Annotated in this window: 25 protein-coding genes; 13 read left to right on the forward strand and 12 right to left on the reverse strand. The window is 68.4% G+C overall.

The genetic code is table 11. The features are described from left to right. Window positions 1-8: 8 nt before the first annotated feature. The 3 genes from OUA97_RS00900 to OUA97_RS00910 form a co-directional block, all read right to left on the reverse strand. A complete protein-coding gene (locus OUA97_RS00900) occupies window positions 9-626 on the reverse strand; it encodes a peptidylprolyl isomerase (protein WP_267230036.1) in 618 nt (205 codons plus the stop codon). A 66-nt stretch (window positions 627-692) separates the two neighbouring features. Beyond that, the gene (locus tag OUA97_RS00905; protein ID WP_267229837.1) at window positions 693-2,903 is read right to left on the reverse strand and encodes a TonB-dependent receptor; all 2,211 of its coding nucleotides are present in this window, start codon (window positions 2,901-2,903) and stop codon (window positions 693-695) included. 182 nt (window positions 2,904-3,085) lie between these two features. Beyond that, window positions 3,086-4,084, reverse strand: a complete 999-nt coding sequence (locus OUA97_RS00910) for a helix-turn-helix transcriptional regulator (RefSeq protein WP_267229838.1) — start codon at window positions 4,082-4,084, stop codon at window positions 3,086-3,088. 140 nt (window positions 4,085-4,224) lie between these two features. Here OUA97_RS00910 and OUA97_RS00915 point away from each other — a divergent pair, with 140 nt between their 5' ends. Further along, the gene (locus OUA97_RS00915; RefSeq protein WP_267229839.1) at window positions 4,225-4,707 is read left to right on the forward strand and encodes an HtaA domain-containing protein; all 483 of its coding nucleotides are present in this window, start codon (window positions 4,225-4,227) and stop codon (window positions 4,705-4,707) included. Between the two features lie 254 nt (window positions 4,708-4,961). On the opposite strand, the gene coaD is transcribed toward OUA97_RS00915, so the two are convergent. The 3 genes from coaD to OUA97_RS00930 form a co-directional block, all read right to left on the reverse strand. Beyond that, window positions 4,962-5,495 (reverse strand): pantetheine-phosphate adenylyltransferase, encoded by a 534-nt coding sequence (gene coaD / locus OUA97_RS00920; RefSeq protein WP_267229840.1) that lies wholly within the window; start codon window positions 5,493-5,495, stop codon window positions 4,962-4,964. A 31-nt stretch (window positions 5,496-5,526) separates the two neighbouring features. After that, window positions 5,527-6,993, reverse strand: coding sequence for an alpha-L-fucosidase (locus tag OUA97_RS00925; RefSeq protein ID WP_267229841.1), 1,467 nt, complete (start codon window positions 6,991-6,993; stop codon window positions 5,527-5,529). 98 nt (window positions 6,994-7,091) lie between these two features. Next, complete coding sequence (locus OUA97_RS00930; protein WP_267229842.1) at window positions 7,092-8,576, reverse strand: flavin-containing monooxygenase; 1,485 nt, start codon at window positions 8,574-8,576, stop codon at window positions 7,092-7,094. A 165-nt stretch (window positions 8,577-8,741) separates the two neighbouring features. Between OUA97_RS00930 and OUA97_RS00935 the strand changes: the two genes are divergently transcribed. Then, on the forward strand, window positions 8,742-9,995 hold the full coding sequence (locus OUA97_RS00935; RefSeq protein WP_267229843.1) for an NAD(P)/FAD-dependent oxidoreductase: 1,254 nt from the start codon (window positions 8,742-8,744) through the stop codon (window positions 9,993-9,995). Between the two features lie 91 nt (window positions 9,996-10,086). Then, the gene (locus tag OUA97_RS00940; protein ID WP_267229844.1) at window positions 10,087-10,680 is read left to right on the forward strand and encodes a TetR/AcrR family transcriptional regulator; all 594 of its coding nucleotides are present in this window, start codon (window positions 10,087-10,089) and stop codon (window positions 10,678-10,680) included. A gap of 61 nt (window positions 10,681-10,741) precedes the next feature. Here OUA97_RS00940 and OUA97_RS00945 read toward each other — a convergent pair whose 3' ends face one another. Beyond that, on the reverse strand, window positions 10,742-11,533 hold the full coding sequence (locus OUA97_RS00945) for a THxN family PEP-CTERM protein (RefSeq protein WP_267229845.1): 792 nt from the start codon (window positions 11,531-11,533) through the stop codon (window positions 10,742-10,744). A 422-nt stretch (window positions 11,534-11,955) separates the two neighbouring features. Here OUA97_RS00945 and OUA97_RS00950 point away from each other — a divergent pair, with 422 nt between their 5' ends. The 6 genes from OUA97_RS00950 (at window position 11,956) to OUA97_RS00975 (ending at window position 17,074) form a co-directional block, all read left to right on the forward strand. Continuing rightward, window positions 11,956-12,456, forward strand: coding sequence for a GyrI-like domain-containing protein (locus OUA97_RS00950; RefSeq protein ID WP_267229846.1), 501 nt, complete (start codon window positions 11,956-11,958; stop codon window positions 12,454-12,456). A 92-nt stretch (window positions 12,457-12,548) separates the two neighbouring features. Continuing rightward, a complete protein-coding gene (ppc, locus tag OUA97_RS00955; RefSeq protein ID WP_267229847.1) occupies window positions 12,549-15,245 on the forward strand; it encodes a phosphoenolpyruvate carboxylase in 2,697 nt (898 codons plus the stop codon). 80 nt (window positions 15,246-15,325) lie between these two features. Beyond that, complete coding sequence (locus tag OUA97_RS00960; RefSeq protein ID WP_267229848.1) at window positions 15,326-15,739, forward strand: hypothetical protein; 414 nt, start codon at window positions 15,326-15,328, stop codon at window positions 15,737-15,739. 81 nt (window positions 15,740-15,820) lie between these two features. After that, window positions 15,821-16,174, forward strand: coding sequence for a DUF1428 domain-containing protein (locus OUA97_RS00965; RefSeq protein ID WP_267229849.1), 354 nt, complete (start codon window positions 15,821-15,823; stop codon window positions 16,172-16,174). 160 nt (window positions 16,175-16,334) lie between these two features. Continuing rightward, the gene (locus OUA97_RS00970) at window positions 16,335-16,544 is read left to right on the forward strand and encodes a hypothetical protein (RefSeq protein WP_267229850.1); all 210 of its coding nucleotides are present in this window, start codon (window positions 16,335-16,337) and stop codon (window positions 16,542-16,544) included. A gap of 272 nt (window positions 16,545-16,816) precedes the next feature. Beyond that, on the forward strand, window positions 16,817-17,074 hold the full coding sequence (locus OUA97_RS00975) for a hypothetical protein (protein WP_267229851.1): 258 nt from the start codon (window positions 16,817-16,819) through the stop codon (window positions 17,072-17,074). 70 nt (window positions 17,075-17,144) lie between these two features. Here OUA97_RS00975 and OUA97_RS00980 read toward each other — a convergent pair whose 3' ends face one another. Both OUA97_RS00980 and OUA97_RS00985 read right to left on the reverse strand, forming a co-directional pair. Next, window positions 17,145-17,540, reverse strand: coding sequence for a nuclear transport factor 2 family protein (locus tag OUA97_RS00980; RefSeq protein WP_267229852.1), 396 nt, complete (start codon window positions 17,538-17,540; stop codon window positions 17,145-17,147). Window positions 17,541-17,615: 75 nt separating this feature from the next. Beyond that, on the reverse strand, window positions 17,616-18,200 hold the full coding sequence (locus OUA97_RS00985; protein WP_267229853.1) for a TetR/AcrR family transcriptional regulator: 585 nt from the start codon (window positions 18,198-18,200) through the stop codon (window positions 17,616-17,618). A gap of 211 nt (window positions 18,201-18,411) precedes the next feature. On the opposite strand from OUA97_RS00985, the gene OUA97_RS00990 reads away from it, so the two are divergent. After that, window positions 18,412-18,993: a TetR/AcrR family transcriptional regulator gene (locus tag OUA97_RS00990; protein WP_267229854.1), complete on the forward strand. Its 582-nt coding sequence runs from the start codon at window positions 18,412-18,414 to the stop codon at window positions 18,991-18,993. Here OUA97_RS00990 and OUA97_RS00995 read toward each other — a convergent pair. Next, window positions 18,990-19,526: a DUF6886 family protein gene (locus OUA97_RS00995; protein ID WP_267229855.1), complete on the reverse strand. Its 537-nt coding sequence runs from the start codon at window positions 19,524-19,526 to the stop codon at window positions 18,990-18,992. The two genes, OUA97_RS00990 and OUA97_RS00995, sit on opposite strands and share 4 nt — an antisense overlap. A gap of 146 nt (window positions 19,527-19,672) precedes the next feature. After that, entirely contained in the window at window positions 19,673-20,242 is a 570-nt protein-coding gene (locus OUA97_RS01000) for a hypothetical protein (protein ID WP_267229856.1), read from the reverse strand. A 174-nt stretch (window positions 20,243-20,416) separates the two neighbouring features. On the opposite strand from OUA97_RS01000, the gene OUA97_RS01005 reads away from it, so the two are divergent. Continuing rightward, window positions 20,417-20,764 (forward strand): PRC-barrel domain-containing protein, encoded by a 348-nt coding sequence (locus OUA97_RS01005; protein WP_267229857.1) that lies wholly within the window; start codon window positions 20,417-20,419, stop codon window positions 20,762-20,764. On the opposite strand, the gene OUA97_RS01010 is transcribed toward OUA97_RS01005, so the two are convergent. Beyond that, the gene (locus OUA97_RS01010) at window positions 20,761-21,996 is read right to left on the reverse strand and encodes a glycosyltransferase family 87 protein (protein ID WP_267229858.1); all 1,236 of its coding nucleotides are present in this window, start codon (window positions 21,994-21,996) and stop codon (window positions 20,761-20,763) included. The two genes, OUA97_RS01005 and OUA97_RS01010, sit on opposite strands and share 4 nt — an antisense overlap. 112 nt (window positions 21,997-22,108) lie before the next feature. Between OUA97_RS01010 and OUA97_RS01015 the strand changes: the two genes are divergently transcribed. Further along, complete coding sequence (locus OUA97_RS01015) at window positions 22,109-22,570, forward strand: GtrA family protein (protein WP_267229859.1); 462 nt, start codon at window positions 22,109-22,111, stop codon at window positions 22,568-22,570. A 187-nt stretch (window positions 22,571-22,757) separates the two neighbouring features. After that, complete coding sequence (locus OUA97_RS23375; protein WP_416362399.1) at window positions 22,758-22,844, forward strand: potassium-transporting ATPase subunit F; 87 nt, start codon at window positions 22,758-22,760, stop codon at window positions 22,842-22,844. The last annotated feature ends 9 nt before the right edge of the window (window positions 22,845-22,853 follow it).

Genomic DNA, 22,853 nt, shown 5'->3' on the forward strand with positions numbered 1-22,853 from the left:
TCGGGCTCCTATTTGCGCCGTATCGACAGGATTTCGACGGGACGTTCCAGAATCTGTCCCTTTACGAAGGTTACCGGCGTCGGGGCGTCCGAGGGCTGGGCCTGGATCTTGCGGACGACGTCCATGCCGTGCGTCACCCGACCGAAGGCGGCGTAGCCCTGGCCGTCGGGATTGCGCGCGCCGCCGAAGTCGAGGCTGGTGTTGTCGCCGACCGTGATGAAGAACTCGGAGGTCGCGCTGCCGGGACCGTCGCGGGCCATCGAGATGACGCCGTCGGTGTGCGACAGGCCGGTCTTGGCGGTGGTCTCGTGGGCGATCGGCGGCAGCATTTGGCCGCGGTGGGCGTCGCTGTCGATGCCGCCCTGGATCACCTGGATCGGCGCCTTGGGGTTCGGGTCGGTCCCGGCGCGCACCACGCGGTAGAAGGTCGCCCCGTCGAAGCGGCCCTCGTCGACGTAACGCAGGAAGTTAGCCACGGTGACCGGAGCCTTGTCCGGGTAGAGCTCCAACTCCACGACGCCGAGATCGGTGGTCATCACCACCGGCGTCGCCGGCGCGGCGAGCGCGCAGCCCGCCATCGCCAGGGTGAGAGCCGCGCCCAGCATGGCGCGTCGAGCGAGTTTCACGGCCAAGGCGGCCCCTCCCCTTTTGTCAGTCGCGAGGCCGGCGGGTCGCCCCGCCGGCCCATAGTCTTAGAACGCCACCCGGATGTTCGCCCCGACGGTGCGCGGCACGATGCGGATGCGCGCCTCGGGATCGAACGGGCTGGCCGGCAGCGCGCGGATCACGCCGCGGCTGTCGAGGGCGTTGTTCGCATAGACCGAGAACTCGACGCCCTCGTGGGTGAGGCCCGCGCGCAGGTTGACGACGTTGTAGGCGTCCATCTTGCGGTAGGTGCTCAGCTCCGGGCTGAACTCGGTGAAGCGCTCGCCCATGTACTGGTAGCCGGCGTAGACGAAGGCGTCGAGGTCGTCACTGACCGGGAACACGTACTCGGCCGAGCCGCTGAAGGTGAACTCGGGCACGAACGGCGCCTTGTCGCCTTCCTTGGCCTTCAGGTTCGCCACGTCGGTCGAGAGCTTGGAGTCGATGTAGGCGCCGCCGGCGGTCAGGGTCAGGCCCTGGATCGGGTTGGCGGTGACTTCCAGTTCGACGCCGTCGCTGGTCGCGCCGCCGACATTCTCGCGGAACCCGAAGCCGCAGTCGAGGCGGCGCTGGGTCTGCATGTCGTCCCACACCAGGTGGAAATAGGCGCCGTTGACGCGAACACGGCCGTCGGCGAACGAGCCCTTGCCGCCGACTTCGTAGTTCCAGACCTTGTCGGCCGCGAAGGTGTTCGGGTCGGTGCCGGTGCGGGTGAAGTCGGCCAGCTCGGCGGCGCAGACGTCCTGCGGCACCGGGGTGTTGATGCCGCCGTAGCGGAAGCCGCGAGCGGCCTGGGCATAGACCATGAAGTCGTCGTTCAGGTCATAGGAGACGTTGAACTTCGGATTGAAGCCGTCTTCCTTGGACGTGCGGCGCGGCGGGTCGCTGGGGATCGCGCCGTTGAAGAAGCCCGAGGCGTAGAGCTTGTACTTCTGTTCCCAGTTGAAGTAGCGCAGGCCGCCAGTGACGCTGAACTTGCCGATCTCGTAGGTCAGCTCGCCGAACAGGGCGTAGGTCTTCACCTCGAGGTCGTCGTAGCCCCAGTAGGGATTGTCGGTCGGGGCGCCGAAATCGTTCGAGTTGATGCCCATGGCCGCGTCGAAGCCCGGCACCGGCACGGTGTTCAGGTAGTAGATGTCCTTCTTGTCGGCGAAGGCGCCGACGACCCAGCTGAACGGACCGTCGCCCTGCGAGGCCAGGCGGATTTCCTGGGCGAAGTAGGTCGAATCCGTGGTGTCGACCAGCGGGCTGGGCTTCACGCCCGGGAACGCGGCCAGCAGGCCGTCCAGCGAACGCTTGTTGACCGTGGTGCGGTCGAAATACGAGGTCGACGAGACCAGGTTCGCAAAGCCCAGGTCGTAGTTCAGGGTCAGGTTGTAGATGTCGAGCTTGTCGTCGTAGCCGTCGGCCGAGGTGTAGTCACGGCCCAGGCCCGGCACGCGCTCCAGGTCCTCGGGACGACCACCGTCCTTGTAGTGGTGCTTGAAGTACGAGAGGTCGGCGGTGAAGTCCTCGGTCACCTGCAGGCGGGCCTCGACGCGGCCGCCGCGGGCCAGACCGTCGTTCAGGTCCTTCTCGCCGGTGGTGATGTTGTCGATGTAGCCCGGGGTCTTGGTGTAGTAGCCGGAGGCGCGGATCGCGAGGCGGTCGTTGATCAGCGGCACGTTGACCAAGCCCTTGAGCGAGAAGCCGTCGCCGCCCTCGTTGACGCTCGACACGCCGTACTCGACCTTGCCTTCGAAGGTGTTGAACTGCGGCCGATGGGTGATCATCCGCACGGTGCCGGTCATCGAGCCGGCGCCGTAGAGGGTGCCCTGCGGGCCGCGCAGCACTTCGACGCGCTCCAGGTCGAACAGCGCCAGTTCCGGGTTCAAGGCGCCCATCGAGATCGGGATTTCGTCGATGTAGATGCCAACGGTTTCCTGGTTCTGGGTGTCGTTGTCGTTGCCGCCGCCGTTGGTGACGCCGCGGATCGACAGGCGCGTGCGGCCCGGGCCGTTCTGATAGGCGGTCAGGCTCGGCACCGAACCCAGCAGCGCCGTGTAGCTTTCGGCGCCCATGTTCTGCATCGCCTGCTCGCCGACGACGTTGATGCTCATCGGCACGTCGAGCACGCTTTCGGTGCGCTTGCGGGCGGTGACGACCAGTTCGTCGACGACCGCGCTGTCGCGCGCCGACTGCGCGTAGGACGGCGCGGCGGTCAGCGCCGTCGCCGAGATCAGAACCGACGCGGCCAGCAGGCGCGTCTTGGTGCTCATGGTCATAGGAATCCCCTCCCGAATGGCAGACGCGCACGCTGCTCCAGCCGGCGCGCGCAAAATTCGAGGCCGGAACATAGGCGTGTGACGCTTCTGCGAATGATGCGCCAAGCAGCCATTCTGATGCGCGATGCAATCAGTCGCGGGAGTTCGGCAACTTCAGGTGCAGCACCCCCGCGCCGCTACCTTCGGCGGAAGTCCTTGGGCGCGGCGTTGAACCGGCGGCGGAACGCGGCGGTGAAGTTGGTCGGGTGCTCGTAGCCCACCGATTCGGCGATTTCGGCGATGGTCATGGCGCCCTCGCGCAGCAGGTCCTTGGCCCGCTCCATGCGCCGCCCCTGGCAGAAGTCGAAGACCGTCGCGCCGAAGGTCTCCTTGAAACCGCCCTGCAGCTTGGTGCGGTTGAGACCGACGCGGCGGGCCAGAGCCTCGATGGTCGGCGGGTCGGCGAACTCGGCCATCAGGATCTCGCGCGCCTGGTAGAGGCTGTCGCGTTCGCTGCGCCGGCCGGGCGAGGCCGCACGCGGCCCCTGCTCGCTGCTCTCGACCGTGTCGACCAGCAGGCACAGCATCTCCATGACCTTGGCCTCGAGATAGCGCTGGCGCAGATTGCCCTTGAACGAGGCCCCGACTATGTCGCCGACGGCGCTGTGCATGGCCGGGGTGAGGCGCATGCCCAGGTGGTTGAACCCCTGCCCCGGGCGATCGAGGTCGCGCAGCAGCTTGGGCAGTTCGTCCGGCTCCAGCCCCATGATCCGCGCCAGATTGCCGGCGTGGAAGTGCAGCGTCAGCGAGGCCAGCCGCTCGCGGCCATGGATGTGCAGGTCGTAGTCGCGCCCGGCCGGCAGGGTCAGCACCGAGGCGTAGCCCTTCTCGACCCGCACGGCATTGGGACCGCCGTCGTGCACGCCGATGCCGCCCGCCAGCACGAAGCGCAAGGAGACGAGGTCCTCCGGCGCGCGGATCGGCAGTGTGTAGTGGTCGTCGTAGCTGCTGTCGGCGACACAGACGAGCAGGTAGTCGTAGAGCCGCACCACGTCCCAGTGGCCGGCGCCGCGCTCGACCGGCAGGCGGGCGGAGGCCGGCCCATGGCGCGGCGCGCGCGGGCCGTCGGCCACGCGTCCGTTGAACCCGTCATAGATGTCGCGAACCTCGGCGCGCGACGACAGAAGGTCGACCATACCCACCCCGCGCCGGCCCCATGGCCGACGGCCGGCAACCTGTCGCACCGCAAAGGAATTGTCACGACACCGGCAAGCGACCGCTGCGGGTTTGGCGAGAGATGTTACTTTCCGGGCTCGGTATGGGGAGGGAGTCGACGATGAGCGACCAGATTAAGCCGGCGGCGTCGCTGCAGTGGGGTGTGAAGCAGAGCTTCCGGAACTATGTCGGCATGGCCGGCGGTACGACAGAGGTCGGGGCCGGCGCGCAGCAGACCGAGGACGGAGCGTTCGTGTTCGCTGCGGCGGAGGGCGACCTGGCGTTGGACGCAGAGGGCAAACTGCAGGGCCGCGGCGGGTTCACCGGCGAAGTGAAGTTCCAGGCCCATGGCGGCATGCTGTCGGTGTTCCTGGCCGACCCGGCCATCGAGGTAGACGACAAGGGCGCGGCGCTGACCGTGGCCGACACAGCCAAGCGCGACTATCGCGTGGAAGTCGCGCGGCTGGACCTGGCGGCGATGACCACCGAGCCGTCGGGCGAAATCATCATTCCCGTCGGCCTGTCGATCGAGGGCAGCCGACTGCTGGGCGACCACTATGCACCGCGCACGGAACTGGACCCCGTGCGGCTGCGACTGGGCTGAACCGGCCGCTACGGCTTGCTTATCTGCGCAGCCAGCTTCTCGTCGGCCGCCACCTGCTCGATACCGCCGGTGAACTTGGACGGCGGCTGATAGCTGAAGTCGACGGCGAAGCCGGCGTCCATGCCGATGTCCAGGCCCTAGCCGATGAGAACTGGATCGGCACGGACCGCTCCAGCCGCCCCTCGGCGACCTTGCACGCCCCTGCGGCCATCGGGTCAAAACTTGCGGTCGGTCGCCGGCATGTCGTGGCGCCCTCAGGCTCCGACGACGAACTTGGCGCGCAGGGCCCGCTCGACGCTGGGGGTGACCAGCCAGGAGACATCTTCGCCGAGGCTGGCCAGTTCGCGCGCGGTGCTGGAACTGACGTGCAGAAAGGTCTCGCGGCAGATGATGTGGATCATCGGCATGTTCGGCTCCAACCGGCCGAGAATGCCGTGGTAGCGGAACTCGTCGTCGAAGTCGGATGACTGACGCAGGCCGCGGACGATGTGGGTGGCCCCAACCCGGTGAGCGTACTTGGTGACGCTCTCGCCCTCGAAGGCGCCGACCTCGACCTGCGGCGGCAGCACCCGCGCCCCCTGCCCGGTCAGGTCGAGATCCATCACCGACTGCGCGATCAGGTCCAGCCGTTCGTCGATGTCGAAGAGGCCGGCCTTCAGCGGATTGATCCCCACCGCCACGTGCACGACGTCGAAGGTGAGCAGCGCCTTCTGGATGATGTCCAGGTGACCGAGGGTGATCGGGTCGAACGAGCCGGCATAGATGGCCCGGGTGCGCGCAGGCTTCATGCACCCATTGGTCCCGCGGGCAGCTTGGCCGTCAAGACGCCGCGCGCCCCAACATGGGGTTCGCGCAGGCCCCGCCGTCGATCGCCACTGCGGGAGCGAAGGCGCCGGTCTGGGGCCGGGCGAAGATCAGGCGGGTCGCCTCGCCCTGCGCCTGCAGTTCGACCGGGCAGCCATCGGAGAGGCGCACGCCCAGGCCGCTGAGGCCTACGCCGCGCACCACCAGTTCGCCGTCGCCGACCGGGGCCAGGGGGATGACGTAGAGCCGCTCGCCGCGGGTGGTGAAGCGGACGGGCGCGCCGCCGTCCGTCTCGGCCTGCGCAATGCGCCAGGGCCGGGTTCCGTAGACCGCCTCGCCGTTGTCGGCCAGCCAGGCGCCCATCGCCTTGAGCCGCTCGAGCTGAGGCGCGGGGATCTGCGCGTCGTCCCCGCGGGGGCCGATGTTGAGCAGCAGGTTGCCGCCCTTCGAGACGCTGTCGACCAGTTCGAGCAGCAGGTGCTCGGCGCTTTCGTAGTCGGCCTCGGTGTCGTTGCGGTTGAAGCCGAACGAATGGCTCATGCCGCGGGTCGCCTCCCACTTGCGGTCCTGGATGTCGGCGAAGCGGACATATTCGGGGGTGCGGAAGTCGCTGTGCGGCACCGGCGGCGGCACGACGCCGCCCTCCCCGCCCTCCTGTTTGGCGGCCTTGGCCTCGATCATGCGATCGAGCACCCGGCGCGGCAGTTTGTGGCGCAGCAGCCGGGCGGTGAAGGTCGGGGTCTTCCAGCGGTCGTTGACCACCCCGTCGGGCACGGCGGCGTAGTAGTCGTCGAACAGGGCGTCGAGCTCGCCCTGGGAGGTCGGCCAGGAGATGTCGTTCCAAAGCACGCTGGGCTCGTAACGCTCGACCAGCTCGCGGGTCTGGGCCGTGGCGTAGGCCGGATAGCGGCCGCCGGGAACTGAGCCGACGAAATCCATCAGGGTGCGCAGCGGCTCGGGATTGAAGCTCCAGTCGATGCCGCCCGAATAGTAGACGCCGAAGCGCAGACCGACGCGGCGCACGGCGGCGGCCAGTTCGCCGACCACGTCGCGATCGGTGCGCCAGTCGCGGGCGTGCGGATGGGCCACCTTCGAGGGCCACAGGCAGAAGCCGTCATGGTGCTTGCTGACCAGCACCACGTAGCGCGCGCCCGAACCGGCGATCGCTTCGGCCCAGGCGTCGGGGTCCCACTGTCTCAGGCCAGCGAGGAAGGGCTCGCGGAAGTCGCGATAGGGCGCTGCGCCATAGGTGTCGCGATGGAACGCCGCCGAGGGCGTGTCCGGCGACTTGATCGCGTTCTCGTACCACTCGGTGTATGGCGAGAGCGCCACGGCGCGGCGGTAGTCGGTCCGGAAGATGTCCGAGATCTTGCCGACCTTGGGCGCGAAGGCCGGAATCGAGAACAGGCCCCAGTGGATGAAGACGCCGAACTTGGCGTCGTCGTACCAGGCCGGCAACGCACGCCCCGCAAACGCCCCCATGGCCGCCTCCCCTGCGCCCCGACCGGCGTCGAGCGGCCGGCCGGGCTATCAGAACGGCGGGGCGGCGGCTTGGCAAGCCGCCACATATCGACGTTCGGTCAGGCGGCCAGGTCCTGACGGCCGCCGCCCTGGGGCCGGGAGAACTGCATGACCCCGTCGTCGACCGAGCCGAAGCGCAGGCTGACCAGGTCCAGAGCGTAGTTCTGGTACAGCTTCCAGGGCTTCCTGGTTCCCTGCTTGGGGAACTGGTCGATGCTGCGCTGGACGTAGCCGGAGGAGAAGTCGAGCCAGGGCGCCTCGCCCACCGTCGGGTCGGGCTTGGGCGTGCAGATCGGCTGGCCGGTGCGGTCCATGTGGTTCAGCAGACGGCAGACGTACTCGCAGGTCAGGTCGCACTTCAGCGTCCAGGAGGCGTTGGTGTAGCCGAAGGCCGAGGCCAGGTTCGGCACGCCGCTGTACATCATGCCCTTGTAGCTCATGGTCCCCGCCATATCGACGCGCTCGCCGTCGACGGTGACCTCCAGGCCGCTGAGCAGTTGCAGCTTCAGGCCTGTGGCAGTGACGACGACGTCGGCGTCCAGCTCCTGACCCGACTTCAGGCGGATGCCGGTCGGCGTGAAGGTTTCGATGTGGTCAGTGACCACCGAGGCCGAGCCGCTCTTGATCGCGTCGAACAGGTCGGCGTCGGGCACGAGGCAGAGGCGCTGGTCCCATGGGTTGTAGCTGGGGGTGAAGTGGGTCGCGACGTCGTAGTCGGGGCCCAGGTGCTGGCGGACCATGTCGATGATCTGCGCCTTGGTCTTCTCCGGCTTCTTGCGGGCCAAGTTGAAGAACAGCATGCCGAACAGGACGTTGCGCCAGCGGGTGATGGCGTAGGCGAGCTTGGCCGGGAGTTTGGCGCGCAGCCAGTTGGCGGCGGCATCCTCCGCCGGGCGCGAGACCACGTAGGTCGGCGAGCGCTGGAGCATGGTCACATGGGCGGCGGTCTTGGCCATTTCCGGGACCAGGGTGACGGCGGTCGCCCCGCTGCCGATCACCACGACCTTCTTGCCCGAATAGTCGAGGCCTTCCGGCCACTTCTGGGGATGGACGATCTGGCCTTGGAACTGATCGGTCCCGGCGAACTGCGGGGTGTAGCCCTCGGCGTAGTCATAGTAGCCGGTGCACATGAAAAGGAAGTTGCAGGTCAGGCGGACCACTTCCTTGTTGGGCCCGACCTGCGCTTCAACGCTCCAGCGGGCGTCGGCCGAGGACCAGGAGGCCCGGGTCACGTGGTGGCCATAGCGGATATGGCGGTCGATGCCGTTCTCGGCGGCGGTGTCGCGCACGTACTTCAGGATCGAGGGACCGTCGGCGATGGCCTTGGCCTCCCGCCACGGCTTGAAGGCGTAGCCGAGGGTGTACATGTCGCTGTCGGAGCGGATGCCCGGATAGCGGAACAGGTCCCAGGTGCCGCCGCTGGCCTCGCGCCCCTCCAGGATCGCATAGGTCTTGCCCGGGCAGTTGGCCTGCAGGTGATAGCCTGCCCCGATCCCCGAAAGCCCAGCCCCGACGATCAGGACGTCGAAATGTTCGCTGCCCACCAATGTCACCTTTGAAATCACCGCCCGGCCCCCCGGCCGGGATTCCTCAAACAATTGTTCGACATCATGCGCTCTCGGACGGCGTTCGCCAAATCGGGCGCCGACGGCTTGCGGGATCGGGCCGCGCGGCCTCTAGATGGGCCCGCGCCGCAACCGGAGATGTCCATGTCCCAGGCCGAGAAACCCCGCGTCGTGATCGTGGGCGGCGGCTTCGGCGGACTGGAGGCGGCCCGAGCCCTGGCCAAGGCGGACTGCCAGATCACCCTGATCGATCAGCGTAACTACCACCTCTTCCAGCCCCTGCTCTACCAAGTGGCGACGGCGGCGCTCTCGCCGTCGGAGATCGCCTGGCCGCTACGCCATGTGCTGACCCGGCAGGCCAATGTGCGGGTGGTGATGACCCGGGCCACCGGGGTCGATCTGGACGCGCGCAGCGTGATCACCGAGGCCGGGACGTTCGCCTATGACCACCTGATCATCGCCACCGGCGCGACCCACTCCTATTTCGGCAAGCCGCAGTGGGAGAGCGCGGCGCCGGGCCTCAAGAGCCTAGAAGACGCCACCGAACTGCGCCGCCGGGTGCTGTCGGCGTTCGAGCGGGCCGAGACCGCCGCGCCGGAGCAGCGCGCGGCGCTGCTGACCTTCGTGGTGGTCGGCGGCGGCGCGACGGGGGTGGAGATGGCCGGCGCGGTCGCCGAGCTGGCCCGCGACGCCCTGAGCCGCGACTTCCGGCAGATCGATCCCAGCCAGGCCCGGGTGCTTTTGGTCGAGGGCGGGCCCCGGGTGCTGCCGGCCCTGTCGCCCGACCTGTCGGCCTATGCGGAGGACGCGCTGGAGGGCCTGGGCGTCGAGGTGCGCACCTCGGCCATGGTCACCGACCTGGACACGCATGGCGTCGATCTGGGCGACACGCGGGTCGACGCCGCGACGATCATCTGGGCGGCCGGGGTCGCTGCCTCGCCGCTCGCCGCCGGGCTGGAGGGGGAGCACGACCGCGCCGGCCGGGTGAAAGTCGCCCCGGACCTGTCGGTTCCCGGCCATCCCGAAGTGTTCGTCGTCGGCGACGCCGCGGCCATGGCCAGCAACGGCAAGCCCGTGCCCGGCATCGCACCGGCAGCCAAGCAGGCGGGCAAGCATGCGGCCCGGCAGATCGCCGAACGGCTGGCCGGGAGGCCGGGCAAGGCGCCGTTCCGCTACGCTCATGCCGGGGACCTGGCGACCATCGGGCGGCACGCGGCGGCGGTGCAGATCGGCCAGGTCAAGCTGACTGGCTTCGTCGGCTGGGTGTTCTGGGGCGTGGCCCACGTCTATTTCCTGATCGGGCTGCGCAATCGCATCGCCGTGGCGTTCGACTGGGCGTGGAGCTGGCTGACCCGCCAGCGCAACATCCGCCTGATCGTGCAGCATCGGGGAAGTTAAGGTGAAGCTCCGTCCCCTGCCCGCTTGACCCCGTGCATGACGCGCGGTGATGTAACTCGTTACAGACCGGTCGCTCACGGAAAGGCGGAACATGTCGGCGAGACCATCCAAGACGACGGCTGCCGCGCCCCGCTCGGCGCGCGACCGTATCTTCGAGGCCGCCCGCGACATGTTCTATCGCAAGGGCATCCGCGCGGTCGGCGTCGAGAGCATCGCCGCCGAGGCCGGGGCCACCAAGATGAGCCTCTATCGCAACTTCCCCTCCAAGGACGAGCTGGTCGCCGCGGTGTTGCGCGAACAGTCGAAGGAGGGCTGGGCCTGGTGGGACGAGATCGTCGGGCGCTTCGACACCCCGCGGGCCAAGCTGGAGGGTCTGTTCGACGCCTTCGCCGAGCGTTCGGAAAGCTCGGAGGCGCACGGTTGCGCGCTGTGCAACGCCGCGGTCGAACTGCACGAACCCGACCATCCGGCCTTTCTGGTCGCCAAGGCCCACAAGATGGAGACCCGGCGGCGGCTGATCGAGCTGGCCCGCGCCGCGGGCGCGGCCGACGACGAACTCGGCGACGGGCTGCTGCTGCTGCTCGAGGGCTCGCACATGGCCCGCATCACCCTGGGCGGCGAGGGCCCGGATCGGATGCTGCCGCGCGCGGCGCGCGCGCTGATCCGCGAATACGTCGACCGCTGAGGCCAACGAAAAAGGCCCGCTCGGACGAGCGGGCCTTCTGTTCTCGTGCTCGGGCTGAGGATCAGGCCGCCAGCATCTGACGGCGACGGGCCGAGCGGACCATGGTCCCCACGCCGCCGAAGCCGATGATCATCATCGCCCAGGTGGCCGGTTCGGGCACGCCGCTGGCGACGCTGTAGAGGTCGATCTTGCCGCGGATATAGGCGCTGTTGACCGCGTTCTCCTTGGTCCAGAACCCGCCGCTGGGCGAACCGTCGACCAGGAAGCCGTCGAGGTTGAGCGTGTACTGCTTGCCGCCGATCTGGAAGACCTCGGAATTCGAGTTGAAGTTCATGGTCACGCGGTCGGCGCAGCCATTGACGTTGATCCCCGATCCGTTCGCCTGGCCGTTGGCGCAGGGGTTCGACTGGTTCGTCGTCTCATTGTGCGAGAAGTTGTACTCGAAGGTCTTCGTGCCCAGGAACGAGCCGTCGGCCCAGACATCGGTGGTGAAGCGCAGGCCCACGCCGGTGATCGACCCGCCGCTGCTGATCGGGAAGTTCACGTGCTGGAACTCGCCGATGTTCACCGAGCCCGAGGAATCGATGGCCTGGTCGAGGCTGGCCGAGAAATCGGCGCCGACGAAGTTGTAGCCGCTCTGGCCGTAGCCGGTGGACTGGCCCCAGCGGATCGTGCCGTCGCCGCCGTTGGCGGCGATGTTGACGTTCGCGCCGCCGACCGGGTCGAACCACGCGCCAGCGACGTTCTTGAATTCGACCTGCACCGCGGCGGCGGCCGGCGTCGCAATTGCAGCCGCGAGAACCAGCGCCGAAATCACGGCCGGCGCCTTGACCTGAAATTTGAGCTTATTCACGCAATACCACCTTGATGTTGTTCCAGATGGCAGTCGATTTGCGCCACAATCTCGCCACGCACAACAATATTGCCGAACATTTTACAATTGACTCAAACACTTCCCCTGACAGTTGTTTTTATTCAATTCAATTTGTTCAGAACCCGACTCATTTAGTCCATTCAGACTATCCAAGCGCGACCGCACGATCTGGCTCTGCTCCGCCAAGATCAGACGTCATCCGCATTTCCGCCATCAGCATTTCGCCACCGTCACGGTCGGAAAGACGCCGGCGAAATGGCGCAGCTAAGCTTCACAGCTACCCGGTCGCGGACAGCTGACACGCTTGGGCGTTCCTTCGCGCGACCTTCACACGATCTGGATGCTGGCGCGGGACGCGGCGAAGCCGCGGTGCTCGCCGCGCAAGACCGACGAGAGGGACGATGGATAGACTTCAGCCGGCAGCCATGGACGCGCCACGGTTCGTGGAGCGCCCCTGGACCTTTGCAGGCCTGCGCCGCCGCCACGCCCGCAGGGAGGGCGTCTGGAGCGCCCTGGACGAGCACTGGTGCGCGGCGTCCGAACGCTTCGCCAAGGTCGGCGGGCGGAAGGACGGCTCGGGCTATGGCCTCTATTACGACCTGTTCGCCCAGCGCGACGGCTTCGAGATGATCGCCGCGGTGGCCACGGACGAGACGGCCAGCCGTCCGGCGACGTTCGAGCAGCTGCGGGTGCCGACGCGCCGCTATGCAGTGTTCGCACACCTGGGCCCCGTGAGCCGCCTGCGCAGCACCATCTGGACCGCCTGGTACGGCTGGCTGCCGAACCTTGGCCTGCGCTCGGCGGGGGACAGCCTGACCCCCGACTTCATCGAGGTCTATGGCGACGACGCGGGAAACACCGGTCGGCCGGCGATCGAGATCTGGTTCCCCGTGCGCGGTTGAGACCGCCCAAACTCCCCCGCGACGGCGCGCCAAATCGCCTGTAGAGAACGCCGTGCGTCGAACTGACGTAACGACATTCTGAAAGTGCGAGCGTGCCGGATAGAGCTGCCAAGTCGCCGCCCTCGGAGCTGAGGGCCAGGGTTCGGGTTTTGGGTCGGGTGCTGGGGGACGTGATCAAATCCCAGGACGGCCAGACGCTGTTCGACCGCATCGAAGACATCCGAAAAACCTCTGTCGCCTTCCATCGCGAAGGCGGAGCAGCGAACGCCGCGCTGCTGGAAGAACGGCTGCGCAGCCTGGACCTGCACGAAACGGTGCGCTTCGCCCACTCGTTCGCGTGCTTCCTGCAGATCACCAACATCGCCGAGGATTACGTCCAGCGCCGTAAGGCCGGCGATCCGCGCGTCGACACCCTGGCCGGCAGCCTGGCGGCGCTGGCCGAGGAAGGCGTCTCCACCGCGCAGGTCGCCAAGATGCTGCAGACCGCGTTCATCGCCCCGGTGATCACCGCCCACCCGACCGAGGTGCGCCGCAAGAGCGTGCTGGACCGCACGCGGGCGATCACCGAGGCGCTGAGCGCGCTGGAGCAGGCCAGCAGCGAAAGCGCGCGCCACGAGCGCGAGATCGAGCTCTTGCGGGAAGTGGCGATCTTCTGGCGCACCCGGCTGCTGCGCGGCGTGCGCCTGGGCGTCATCGACGAGATCGAGACCGCCGTCTCCTATTTCGAGCGCAGCTTCCTGGCCGAATTGCCGCGGCTCTATGGGCGCTGGACGCGCCAGCTGGAAGCCCAGCTGCCGAGCTTCCTGCGGATCGGCTCATGGGTCGGCGGCGACCGCGACGGCAATCCGTTCGTCACCGACGCGGTCCAGCGGCAGGCGTTCGCGCGTCAGTCGCAGGCTGCGCTGCTGAACTACCTGGAACGCATCCACGCCCTGGGCGCGGAGTTGTCGCTGTCGAGCACGCTGGCCCAGGTGACGCCGGCGCTGCAGGCGCTGGCCGACGCCTCGGGCGACACCTCCCCCCAGCGCGGCGACGAGCCCTATCGACGGGCGCTGCGCGGCGTCTATGCACGACTGGCGGCGACCTACCCGATCCTGACCGGCGAGGCGCCGCCCCGCCCGTCGCCGCTGTCGGCGCAGCCCTACGCCAACGCCCAGGCCCTGAAGGCCGACCTGCAGACCATTCTCGACAGCCTGATCGCCAACCACGGCGACACCTTCGCCATCGGCCCGCTGCCCGAACTGATCCGGGCCGTGGACTGCTTCGGCTTCCACCTGGCGACCCTGGACCTGCGGCAGAACTCGGCGGTGCACGCGCGCACTGTCGCCGAGCTGATGGCGGTGGCCGGCGTCTGCCCCGACTACCAAGCGCTGGACGAAGACGCTCGCCGGGCGCTGCTGCTGTCCGAGCTGGGCCACGGCCGGCTGCTCTATTCGCCCTTCGCCGAGTACAGCGAAGAGACGAACCGCGAGTATGCGGTGCTGGCCCAGGCGGCGCGTTCGCGCCAGCAGTACGGCCGCCAGGCGATCGTCGCCTACATCGTCTCCAACACCACCTCAGTTTCAGACCTGCTGGAGGTCTATGTCCTGCTGAAGGAGGTGGGGCTGTTCCACCCGGGCGAGAGCCCGCGCACCGAGGTGTTCGCCGAGCCGCTGTTCGAGACCATCGGCGACCTGCGCGCCGCGCCGGACACCATGCGCGAGTACCTGTCGCTGCCGCTGATCAAGTCGCTGCTGGCCGAGGGCCGGCTGCAGGAAGTGATGATCGGCTATTCGGACTCCAACAAGGACGGCAGCTACCTCACATCGACCTGGGAGCTGCACCAGGCCTCGCGGGCGCTGCTGGCCACCACCGAGGCCATGGGCCTGCGGCTGCAGCTGTTCCATGGCCGCGGCGGCACGGTGGGCCGCGGCGGCGGGTCGAGCTACGAGGCGCTGCTGGCCCAGCCCGAGGGCACGGTGCGCGGCCGCATCCGCATCACCGAACAGGGCGAGGTGGTCGCCAACAAGTACGCCGACCCGCAGCTGGCCGACCAAAGCCTGGAGACCATCACCGCCGGAGTCGTGCTGGCCTCGCTGCGCAAGGCCTCGTCCGAGCGGCTGGGCGAGAAGCACGCGCCGGTGCTGGACAAGCTGTCGCAGGCCTCGATGGAGGCCTATCGCAGCCTAGTCTACGAAACCCCGGGATTCGTGGACTACTTCTATGCCGCCACGCCGCTGACCGAGATCGTCGACCTGAACATCGGCAGCCGCCCGGCCTCGCGCCAGCCGACCCGCAGCATCGAGGGCCTGCGCGCCATCCCATGGGTGTTCTCGTGGTCGCAGTCGCGCACCATGCTGCCGGGCTGGTACGGCTTCGGCTCGGCCATCGAGGCGTCCGGCGTCTCACTGACCGAGCTCAACGAGCTGCACGAGGCATGGCCGTTCTTCGCCACCACGCTGGCCAACATGGAGATGGTGCTGGCCAAGAGCGACATGCTGATCGCCCGGCGCTACGCCGGCCTGGTCGAAGACAAGGCCCTCGCCCAGACGATCTTCGGCCGGATCGAGGCCGAGTGGAGCAAGACCGCCGAGGCGCTGCTGAGCATCAGCGGCCAAACCGCCCTGCTCGACCGCCACCCGGACCTGGCCGAGGCGCTGCGCACCCGCCTGCCCTATATCGATCCGCTGAACCACTTGCAGATCGAGCTGATCCGCCGCCGCCGCGCCGGCGACAGCGACGAGGCCGTGCGCGAGGGCATCCACCTGACCATCAACGGGGTCGCCGCCGGGCTGCGCAACAGCGGATAGGCGCGTGACCCGGCCCCCCGGGGCGCCTATGGTCTGGCCAGGTCGCAGCGCATCTGTGGCCGCAGGCCGAGGGGGCGCCCATGTTCGACGATCTTCCCGATATTCTGCTGCGGCATCGACGGATCGTCGGGCTGATCGCCATCGCCATCGCCGTCCTGACCTGGGCGGTCGACTGGGCGGGGCTGGTCTATCACTGCCCGTTCTGCCGCAGTCAGCGCACGGTGATCGGCCTGCTCGGGCTGCTGATCATGCTGCCCAATCCCGGCCACTGGCTGGTCAGGTACCTGTCGGCGGTCTTCGCGGTCTTCGGGCTCTCGGTCGGCGCGACCCAGCATTTCCGTGGTTGGGCCAAGATCATGTCTGGCAAGTTCACCTGGGGCGAACACTGGTACATCAACAGCTGGATGCTGTCGGGCTTTGCGATCCTGATCATCACCGCGCTGGTGCTGCTGATCTGGCGCTGGCGCAACCCGGCGGCGACTTCCGGCGGCTGAACGTCAAAAATATGTGCGCGGCTGTCGGATCGGACGCCGCGCGAACGTCCTTTGGTCTGCACAACCCAAAGGAGGAAGCCCATGCCCTATGTCGACGGTTTCGTGCTCGCCGTGCCCAAGGCCAACCTCGAGGCCTATAAAGACATGGCCCGCAACGCCGGCGCCGTGTGGAAGGACCACGGGGCGCTGGCCTATGTCGAATGCATCGGCGACGACACCCCCTACGGCGAGGTGACCTCGTTCCCGCGGGCGGTCCAGGCCAAGGACGACGAGGTGGTGGTGTTCTCGTGGATCGTCTATGCGTCCCGCGCCCAGCGCGACGAGATCAACGCCAAGGTCATGGCCGATCCGCGGATCAAAATGGACCCCGCCAAGATGCCGTTCGACGGACAGCGGATGATCTTCGGCGGGTTCGAGAGCTTCGTTGAACTCTGACCCACAGGTGGCGCCCGCAGCCTGGGCTCCGCCCCAGGGTCGCGGGCGTTACAATCGTTTACGTTATTTTTCAAATACTTGTTAGCTATACGACCACAAAGCGCGCCATACCCGCGTCGATAAAGGCCGCTGCCCGGCGGCTTGTCAGGACGTGACGCAGATGTGGAAGCACTTGCCGGCGACGCTGGCCTTCGCCGCCGCCATGGCGGCCACCGCCGGCCCGGCGGTCGGCGGCCAGGACCCCGCGGCGACCGCCCGCGCGGCCGAGGTCTGGGTCATCTGGACAGCGATGATCCTGGGTTGCGTGAGCGCAGGCGCCCTGCTCCGCCACGACCGCCGGGCGCGGCGCGTGCAGGCCCTGGCCGCCTGACGCGCCAGGCGACCCGCCGAGGTTCCAGGGGCGAGGCCTTTCGAGGTCTCCTCCGGGGGCGGCGGGGAGTCGCGGGAACCCGCCCGTCGGGTTCACCCAGCCCCCCCGCGGCTCCCCGGACCCCATACGGCAGGCCCCGCGGCGAGGCGGCCCGAGCGTCCGATCACTGACGTTTGTAGAATGCGGGTTTGCACCGACCGCGAAAGCGGTGCAGCCTGCTGAACGGACCCGCAAGAAGGTCCGTGACTAGACAATACATGGGAGGAAGGCGCGTGAGATTCGTCGCCTTGATCGCCGCCGTCGGCCTGCTGGTCGCCGCCGGAACGGCGTCCGCGCAGAGCGGACAGGTGCGTAACGACGCCAAGTCGAGCGGCTTGCTGATGGCCGCCACCTACAAGACCACGCCTACCCGCACCGCCAACGACAACACCGTCAGGTTTACGGCCAAGCCCGTCGCGGCCAACGCCGCCAAGCCGCAGGTGTACATCTACAAGGCTCCGATGGCCGTAAAGCCGCTGAAGACCTGGTAGACGGAAGATCCAGCGAGGTCGTCCCCCGGACCTGAGGCCCGGGAGAATCCTCGGCGCATCAACGCCGAGGCTAAGCCGCCTGCATACGGGCGTAGAAGTCCGCCTGCTGGGCGCCGTTGATGTAGACGTCCTTGCGAAGCACCTCGCCCGCATCGTTGACGTCGACTACGTCCAGCATGTCGACGCTGGCGGTTCCGCCACCCGGCAGCGGCATGACCAGCGCCCATTCGAACACCCAGTGACGCTCGCCGAAGATCGTCCGCCGCATCTCGAAGCCGAAGCCCGGCAACTTGCGGAAGAGCTCGGCGAAGTCCGCCTCGAGCGCCGCGCGGCCGTGCACGCGGGCCGATCCGTCATGCAGGATGAAGCTGGAATCCTCGGAATGCAGCGCGGCGATGCGGGCCGCATCCTTGGCCTCCCACGCGGCGTGGTAGCGCGCGAACAGGGCCTGGGTGTCGATAGCCATGACGTGTCCTCCGTTATTTGCATACTTCGAGTCTGTTTTTGCGGACCGGCAGTACGCAAGTCAAGGACGCTCCGCTCAAGCCGGCCGCAGCCCCCGCAGCAGGCGCGACAGCGCCGCGCCGTAGTCGGCGGCCGTGAGCCCTTCGCCGTCCGCACCGCCGAGCGCCAGGGCCGCCTCCATGACCGCGCCAAGGATCAGCCGGCTCGCTGCATCCACCTGCGCCGCCGACGCCTGCGTCCCCATCAGCCGGGCCGCGCCGGCCCGCACCATGGCGGCGAAGTGGGCGTCGTCGATCTCCCTCCAGCGGCGCCAGCCCAGCACTACCGGGCCGTCGATCAGCAGGATCCGCCGCACGCCCGGCTGGTTGGCCGCGGCGAGGTAGGCGCCGATGGCGGCGGCCATCGGGTCTTCGACCTCGCCCGCGACAGGCGGGCGGGCGGCGACCTGGGCGGCGATCTCAGCCTGAACGAGATCGACCAGTTGATCGAAGATCACCTGCTTGGTGGCGAAGTGGTGATAGAAGGCGCCCTTGGTGACGCCGGCGGCTGCGGCGATGTCGTCAACGCTGACCGCATCGTAGCCCTCCGCCCGGAAGAGGTCGCGCGCCGCTGAGAGGATCGCCCCGCTGGTCGCCGCCCGTCGCTCCGCCTGCCGCGCCATCGCTGTCCCCTTCGCCCGCGGCGCACGCCGCCGCCGGTCGCGGCGAAACTAGCCGCGCCGCGCGGCAGCCGTCGAGCCGTGCCGGCGCGCCCGCCTCGGGAATCTAAGTGACTGTCGCACGCGGCCGGCGACAGGCGCTCACCCGCACATCGCGAGCTGTCACGGCCGGCGACGCTCGTTGCAAATTACCGTCCAGTTGGTATGTAAAAGTATGATCCCACCGCGCCGACGCCAGCCCGAAGCCACCCGCGCCCAGATTATCGGCGCGGCGATGCGCACCCTGCAGGAAGGCGGCGCGGCCGGATTCACCCTCGACGCCGTGGTCGCCCGGCTGCCGCTCAGCAAGGGCGCGCTGCTGCACCACTTCCCGAGCAAGGCCGAGCTGCTGCGGGCGCTGGTCGATGAGGCCGGCCAGCGGTTCGCCGGCGCCGTTGAAGCGCTGGCCGCCAAGGACCCGCATCCGGTCGGCCGCTTCTCTCGCGCCTACCTGGCCGCCACCGTGCAGCTGACCATGAGCGAAGACGAAGTGCGCACCAGCAAGGTCGTGCTCGTCGCCTGCCTGCTGGAGCCGGAGCTCGCCGACCGCTGGCGCTGGTGGACCGACCAGATTACCCGCGACGAGCCGAACGACGCGGTCGGGGCCGACGACGCCCTGCTGCAGCGGCTCGTGGCGGACGGCCTGTGGCTGTCCGACGTGTTCGGGACCAAGGCCGTGCCGATGGAGCAGCGTCGCGTCGTCGGCGCGCTGATGGGCGCCTCGCCGCTGCTGCAGGACGAGGCGACCGCGCCTTAGGCGTCCCACCCGACTGCGTTGCGCAGGCGTATGCCGCTGGCGTGCAGGCTGGTATCCCAGACCCCGCGCAATGGGACCAGGCTATCGACGGCCCGCAGTTCGACATCGCGGTCGGCCAGGGCCGCCGGCAGATCGGCGACCTCGACCACCGCGCTGGGCGTCACGGCCTGGCGCGACACCCACATGCCGGCGTCGTCGAGGCCTTCGAACGGCTCAGCCGGCAGCTCGTAGCGGTAAAGCCGTGCGCTGCTCAGGGCCGCGATCCAGCCATGCTCCACATAGGCCAGCATCCGCGCCTGGCTTTGGCCCCACCAGGCGGCGCGATCCTCCGCGCGCGTCGTCGCCAACGGCCAGAGCAGGACGCGCGGGCAATCGCGCGGAAACAGGTACATGGGCTGATGCGCCTCATCGATCGCCCAGACCAGCGGCCCGTTCAGCCATTCTCGCCCCGGCGCACGGCGCGACGGCGTCCGCACCGGTCTCGGTTCGAACCGGCTGATCGCCGGATCCTCGCTGAAATGGAACAGCCGCATCGGCCGATTAGGCCCTGCCCGCATCGACGCGTCCACCGCCTCTCCGGCTCTTCATCCTCGACCGCACATGCGTGCCGGGGATCCATATGCGCCCGGTTTCGGCATGGCCGGGACCATGAAGTCCATCAGCGACCGCCCGCCCCGCGCTAGAACGCCCAGGCGCAGCCAAGGCCGATCGCCGCGCCCTGCTTGCCGGCGGGATCGGCGTCGCCGCCCGCCCTCGCCTTGCAGCCGTTCTTCGGACGAAGGGCCAGATAGGGATCAGGATCACGGTCGAAGTCGCCGTGGACGTCGAGGTTGAGCTTGGGCGCCCCACGGCCGTCGCGGGCGGCGAGGCGCGCCTCGCACCGCTCGCGCTCGTCCTCGGTCTGATCAGCCATCCCGCAGCCGACCAAGCCGCGGAGCGCCCGCCGCAGGGCCAGCGGCGCGGGCGGCCGTGGCGGGGCTGGGACGGCGGCGGGTGCGGCGAGATCGGGGTCGCTTCGTTGGATCGGCGCACGTTGCGGCGCTCTGGCGGCGTGCGGGCGCGGCGGCGGCTCGCGGCGTTGCGGGGGCTCCGCCACCGGGCGGCGATGGAGCGACGGCGCAAGCAGCACCTCCATGACCGGGGTCTCAGGTGCCGGCGAGAGCGCGTGACGCTGGACCATGAACGCGCCCAGGACGACGACATGCGCGCCGAGCGACATGACCAGCACGATCACCTGCGCGCGCCGCACCGCCACCTCCTCGCGAATTTTAAACTCGACGCTCGCTGTGGCTGAGGGTGGAATTATGGCGCAGCTTGCCCCTGGCTGCCGAGGGCCGCCGACCTGCGCAGGAACGCGGCGCACGACCCCCATCGGGATCGAACAGCTCAGCTAGGCGTTCCTCACGCGAAACGGAGGGACGCGATGAGCCTGGACAGCCTGATGATCCGCAGCGCCAACCTGCTGGGCGCGCCCTTGAAGGACGCCGCCGGCAAAAAGCTCGGCACGATCCGCGAGGTCTATTTCGAGCGCGACACCGGCCAGGCGCGGTTCGTGGCGCTGGAATTCGGCGGACTGTTCGGGACCAGCGGCAAGTTCCACCCGATCCCCTGGCGGGCCCTGCGCTACGACGAGTCGTCGGACAGCTATCTCACCGACCTGACCAAGGACCTGCTGAAGAACAGCCCCGCCTACGACCGCGAGCAGATGAACGAGACGGCCTACGGCTGGAGCGAGCAGGCCGAACGCTACTTCCGCGTCGATCCGATCTAACCGGCCAGGCTAGGACTCGCGACACCGGGCGCCGGCGCGACGGCCACGTCCGCGCGACGCGCCAGCGCGAGCGTCCGCCAGATTACGGCGTAGAGCAGCAGGTTACTGACCGGCATCAGCTGGACGTGGGTCTGGTAGGCCAGCGTCGGAAAAATCAGCGGTCCGAGGAAGGCGGCCGCCATCGCGATACGCGCGCCGGGGGCCAAGGGCGAGGTCCGGCCATAGTCGGCCAGCAGCCCGATCGGCAGCGCCAGAAGGACGAGGTCGTAGTCGAAGCAATAGGGGCTGACCGCCAGGATCGCCGGAATCGCCAAAGCGACTTTCAGCGACTGGGGCCCCGGCCCGCGCCAGGCGATGAGCGTCGCCAGGGCGAGGCCCGCGGCGACCGCGGCATGAGCCGCATAGGCGGCCTTCATCGGAATCCCGAGGCTGGCGAGCATCACGAAGACGCTGGGAATCTTGCTCCACGGCAGGAAGCCCCGCTCCAGGATCAGCGACACGCGGTCGAAGTTGGCGAAGAACGCCAGCCACGGCTCCAGGCCATAGGCGACATAGGCGATCGCGCAGACGGCGACGGCGGTGACCGACGCCGAGGCGAAGGTCTTCCAGCGCCCCTGCACCGCGAGAAGCAACGGCAGCAGGACGCCGAAATGCGGCTTGTAGACCATCAGGCCGATCAGGACGCCGGCCAGCCACGGACGCTTGTCCAGCAACAGCAGTCCGCCGCCGAGCAGCGCGGCGTTCAGGAAACCGTTCTGCCCGTGCATCAGGTTGACGAAGGTTGCAGGAAAGGCGAGCGCGATCAGCAGCGCATGGCGATGGTCGGAAATCTTCCGCACCAGCAGCAGGTAGAGCCCGAGGGTGATCGCAAGCCACCCCGTCAGAGCCACCGGATAAGGGACGAATGCCAGCGGCGCGATGACGAGATTGAACGGCGGCGGATAGTGCCAGAGGAAGATGCTGGTGTTGGCCGGAACCGCCGCCACCTCGCGCGCATAGATCTTGTAGTAGTCGAACGCCCCGGCCGGATCGCCCATCCGCGCCAGGTCCGAAGCCGCATAGAAGGTGATGAAGTCATAGCCGAGCGGCATGCCGAACGGGTCGAGCCAATCGTTGCCCGCCATGTAGACAAGCCACGCCACGACGGCGACGACAAAGCCGACCACCAGCAACAGGCTGTAGTTGCGCACGCGCTCGGCGCTCACCAGCCGGTCCAGATCCTGCAGCCTCAACGCCACCTCCCTTGGAAGGCGAGCAAGCTGGCGCATCAAGCTTAATAATGCGCTGAGCAAAAAACTGGCGGACGTGAGCGATTTCTCAACCACGACACGCCAGGATCGCGTCATGACGCACGTGAATGCTCATCAACACGTCCTGACCGCGCCCGCCAGCTGGAAGCCGCTGGGCTTCGATCTGCTGCGCTTTGCGCGGTTCCTGGGCGTGGGCGGGCTGGCCGCCGGCACGAACTTCGCCTCGCGCTTCGCCTGGAGCCTGGTGCTGCCGTTCGAGGCGGCCGTGATCTGCGCCTACGCCACGGGCATGGCGCTCGCCTTCGTGCTGTTCCGGCTGCTGGTGTTCCCCGGCTCGCCGCTGCCGATCGGCGTGCAGGCGCGCAACTTCCTGATCGTCAACGCGATCGGCGCGACCCTGACCTTCCTGACCGCCACCTTGCTGGTGCGCGGCGTGTTCCCGATGATCGGCTTCACCTGGCATGCCGAAACCGTCGGCCACGCCCTGGCCATCGCCGTGCCGGTGGCGACCAGCTGGATCGGCCACCGCCGCTTCACCTTCGCGCGCGCCGGCTGATCTTTACGTTTCCCTTATGCCCCGCGGACGGCTCCCGTCTCGAACCCTGACGCTTGAGGGGCGCATCCTCCTGGCCTGAAACTGGCTATGGAGGCGCTGCCTTGGCGGATCTCATCTTTATCGGCATCGGCGCGGGGGCGTTCGCCCTGTTCGCGCTGCTGGCCGTCGGCCTGAGGCGCATCTGAAGATGCTGGTCGATTTCCTTTGGGCGGGCGGCGCGATCGCCGTGGCCGCCTACATGCTCGTCGCGCTGCTGCGCCCCGAGCGCTTCTGACGGATAGCT

Source organism: Phenylobacterium sp. 58.2.17 (genome assembly GCF_026411515.1).
Taxonomy (GTDB): Bacteria; Pseudomonadota; Alphaproteobacteria; order Caulobacterales; family Caulobacteraceae; genus Phenylobacterium.

What these genes read in the sequence shown, in the direction of transcription:
- OUA97_RS00985 (WP_267229853.1), bottom strand. Translation starts at nt 18,200, where the DNA reads ATGGCGCGGCAGGCGGAGCGACGGGCGGCGACCAGCGGGGCGATCCTC.
- OUA97_RS00935 (WP_267229843.1), top strand. Translation starts at nt 8,742, where the DNA reads ATGTCCCAGGCCGAGAAACCCCGCGTCGTGATCGTGGGCGGCGGCTTC.
- OUA97_RS00950 (WP_267229846.1), top strand. Translation starts at nt 11,956, where the DNA reads ATGGATAGACTTCAGCCGGCAGCCATGGACGCGCCACGGTTCGTGGAG.
- OUA97_RS00990 (WP_267229854.1), top strand. Translation starts at nt 18,412, where the DNA reads ATGATCCCACCGCGCCGACGCCAGCCCGAAGCCACCCGCGCCCAGATT.
- OUA97_RS00960 (WP_267229848.1), top strand. Translation starts at nt 15,326, where the DNA reads ATGTTCGACGATCTTCCCGATATTCTGCTGCGGCATCGACGGATCGTC.
- coaD (WP_267229840.1), bottom strand. Translation starts at nt 5,495, where the DNA reads ATGAAGCCTGCGCGCACCCGGGCCATCTATGCCGGCTCGTTCGACCCG.
- OUA97_RS00995 (WP_267229855.1), bottom strand. Translation starts at nt 19,526, where the DNA reads ATGCGGCTGTTCCATTTCAGCGAGGATCCGGCGATCAGCCGGTTCGAA.
- OUA97_RS00970 (WP_267229850.1), top strand. Translation starts at nt 16,335, where the DNA reads ATGTGGAAGCACTTGCCGGCGACGCTGGCCTTCGCCGCCGCCATGGCG.
- OUA97_RS01005 (WP_267229857.1), top strand. Translation starts at nt 20,417, where the DNA reads ATGAGCCTGGACAGCCTGATGATCCGCAGCGCCAACCTGCTGGGCGCG.
- OUA97_RS00965 (WP_267229849.1), top strand. Translation starts at nt 15,821, where the DNA reads ATGCCCTATGTCGACGGTTTCGTGCTCGCCGTGCCCAAGGCCAACCTC.
- OUA97_RS00905 (WP_267229837.1), bottom strand. Translation starts at nt 2,903, where the DNA reads ATGAGCACCAAGACGCGCCTGCTGGCCGCGTCGGTTCTGATCTCGGCG.
- OUA97_RS23375 (WP_416362399.1), top strand. Translation starts at nt 22,758, where the DNA reads ATGCTGGTCGATTTCCTTTGGGCGGGCGGCGCGATCGCCGTGGCCGCC.
- OUA97_RS00910 (WP_267229838.1), bottom strand. Translation starts at nt 4,084, where the DNA reads ATGGTCGACCTTCTGTCGTCGCGCGCCGAGGTTCGCGACATCTATGAC.
- OUA97_RS00980 (WP_267229852.1), bottom strand. Translation starts at nt 17,540, where the DNA reads ATGGCTATCGACACCCAGGCCCTGTTCGCGCGCTACCACGCCGCGTGG.
- OUA97_RS01015 (WP_267229859.1), top strand. Translation starts at nt 22,109, where the DNA reads ATGACGCACGTGAATGCTCATCAACACGTCCTGACCGCGCCCGCCAGC.
- OUA97_RS00940 (WP_267229844.1), top strand. Translation starts at nt 10,087, where the DNA reads ATGTCGGCGAGACCATCCAAGACGACGGCTGCCGCGCCCCGCTCGGCG.
- OUA97_RS00915 (WP_267229839.1), top strand. Translation starts at nt 4,225, where the DNA reads ATGAGCGACCAGATTAAGCCGGCGGCGTCGCTGCAGTGGGGTGTGAAG.
- OUA97_RS00925 (WP_267229841.1), bottom strand. Translation starts at nt 6,993, where the DNA reads ATGGGGGCGTTTGCGGGGCGTGCGTTGCCGGCCTGGTACGACGACGCC.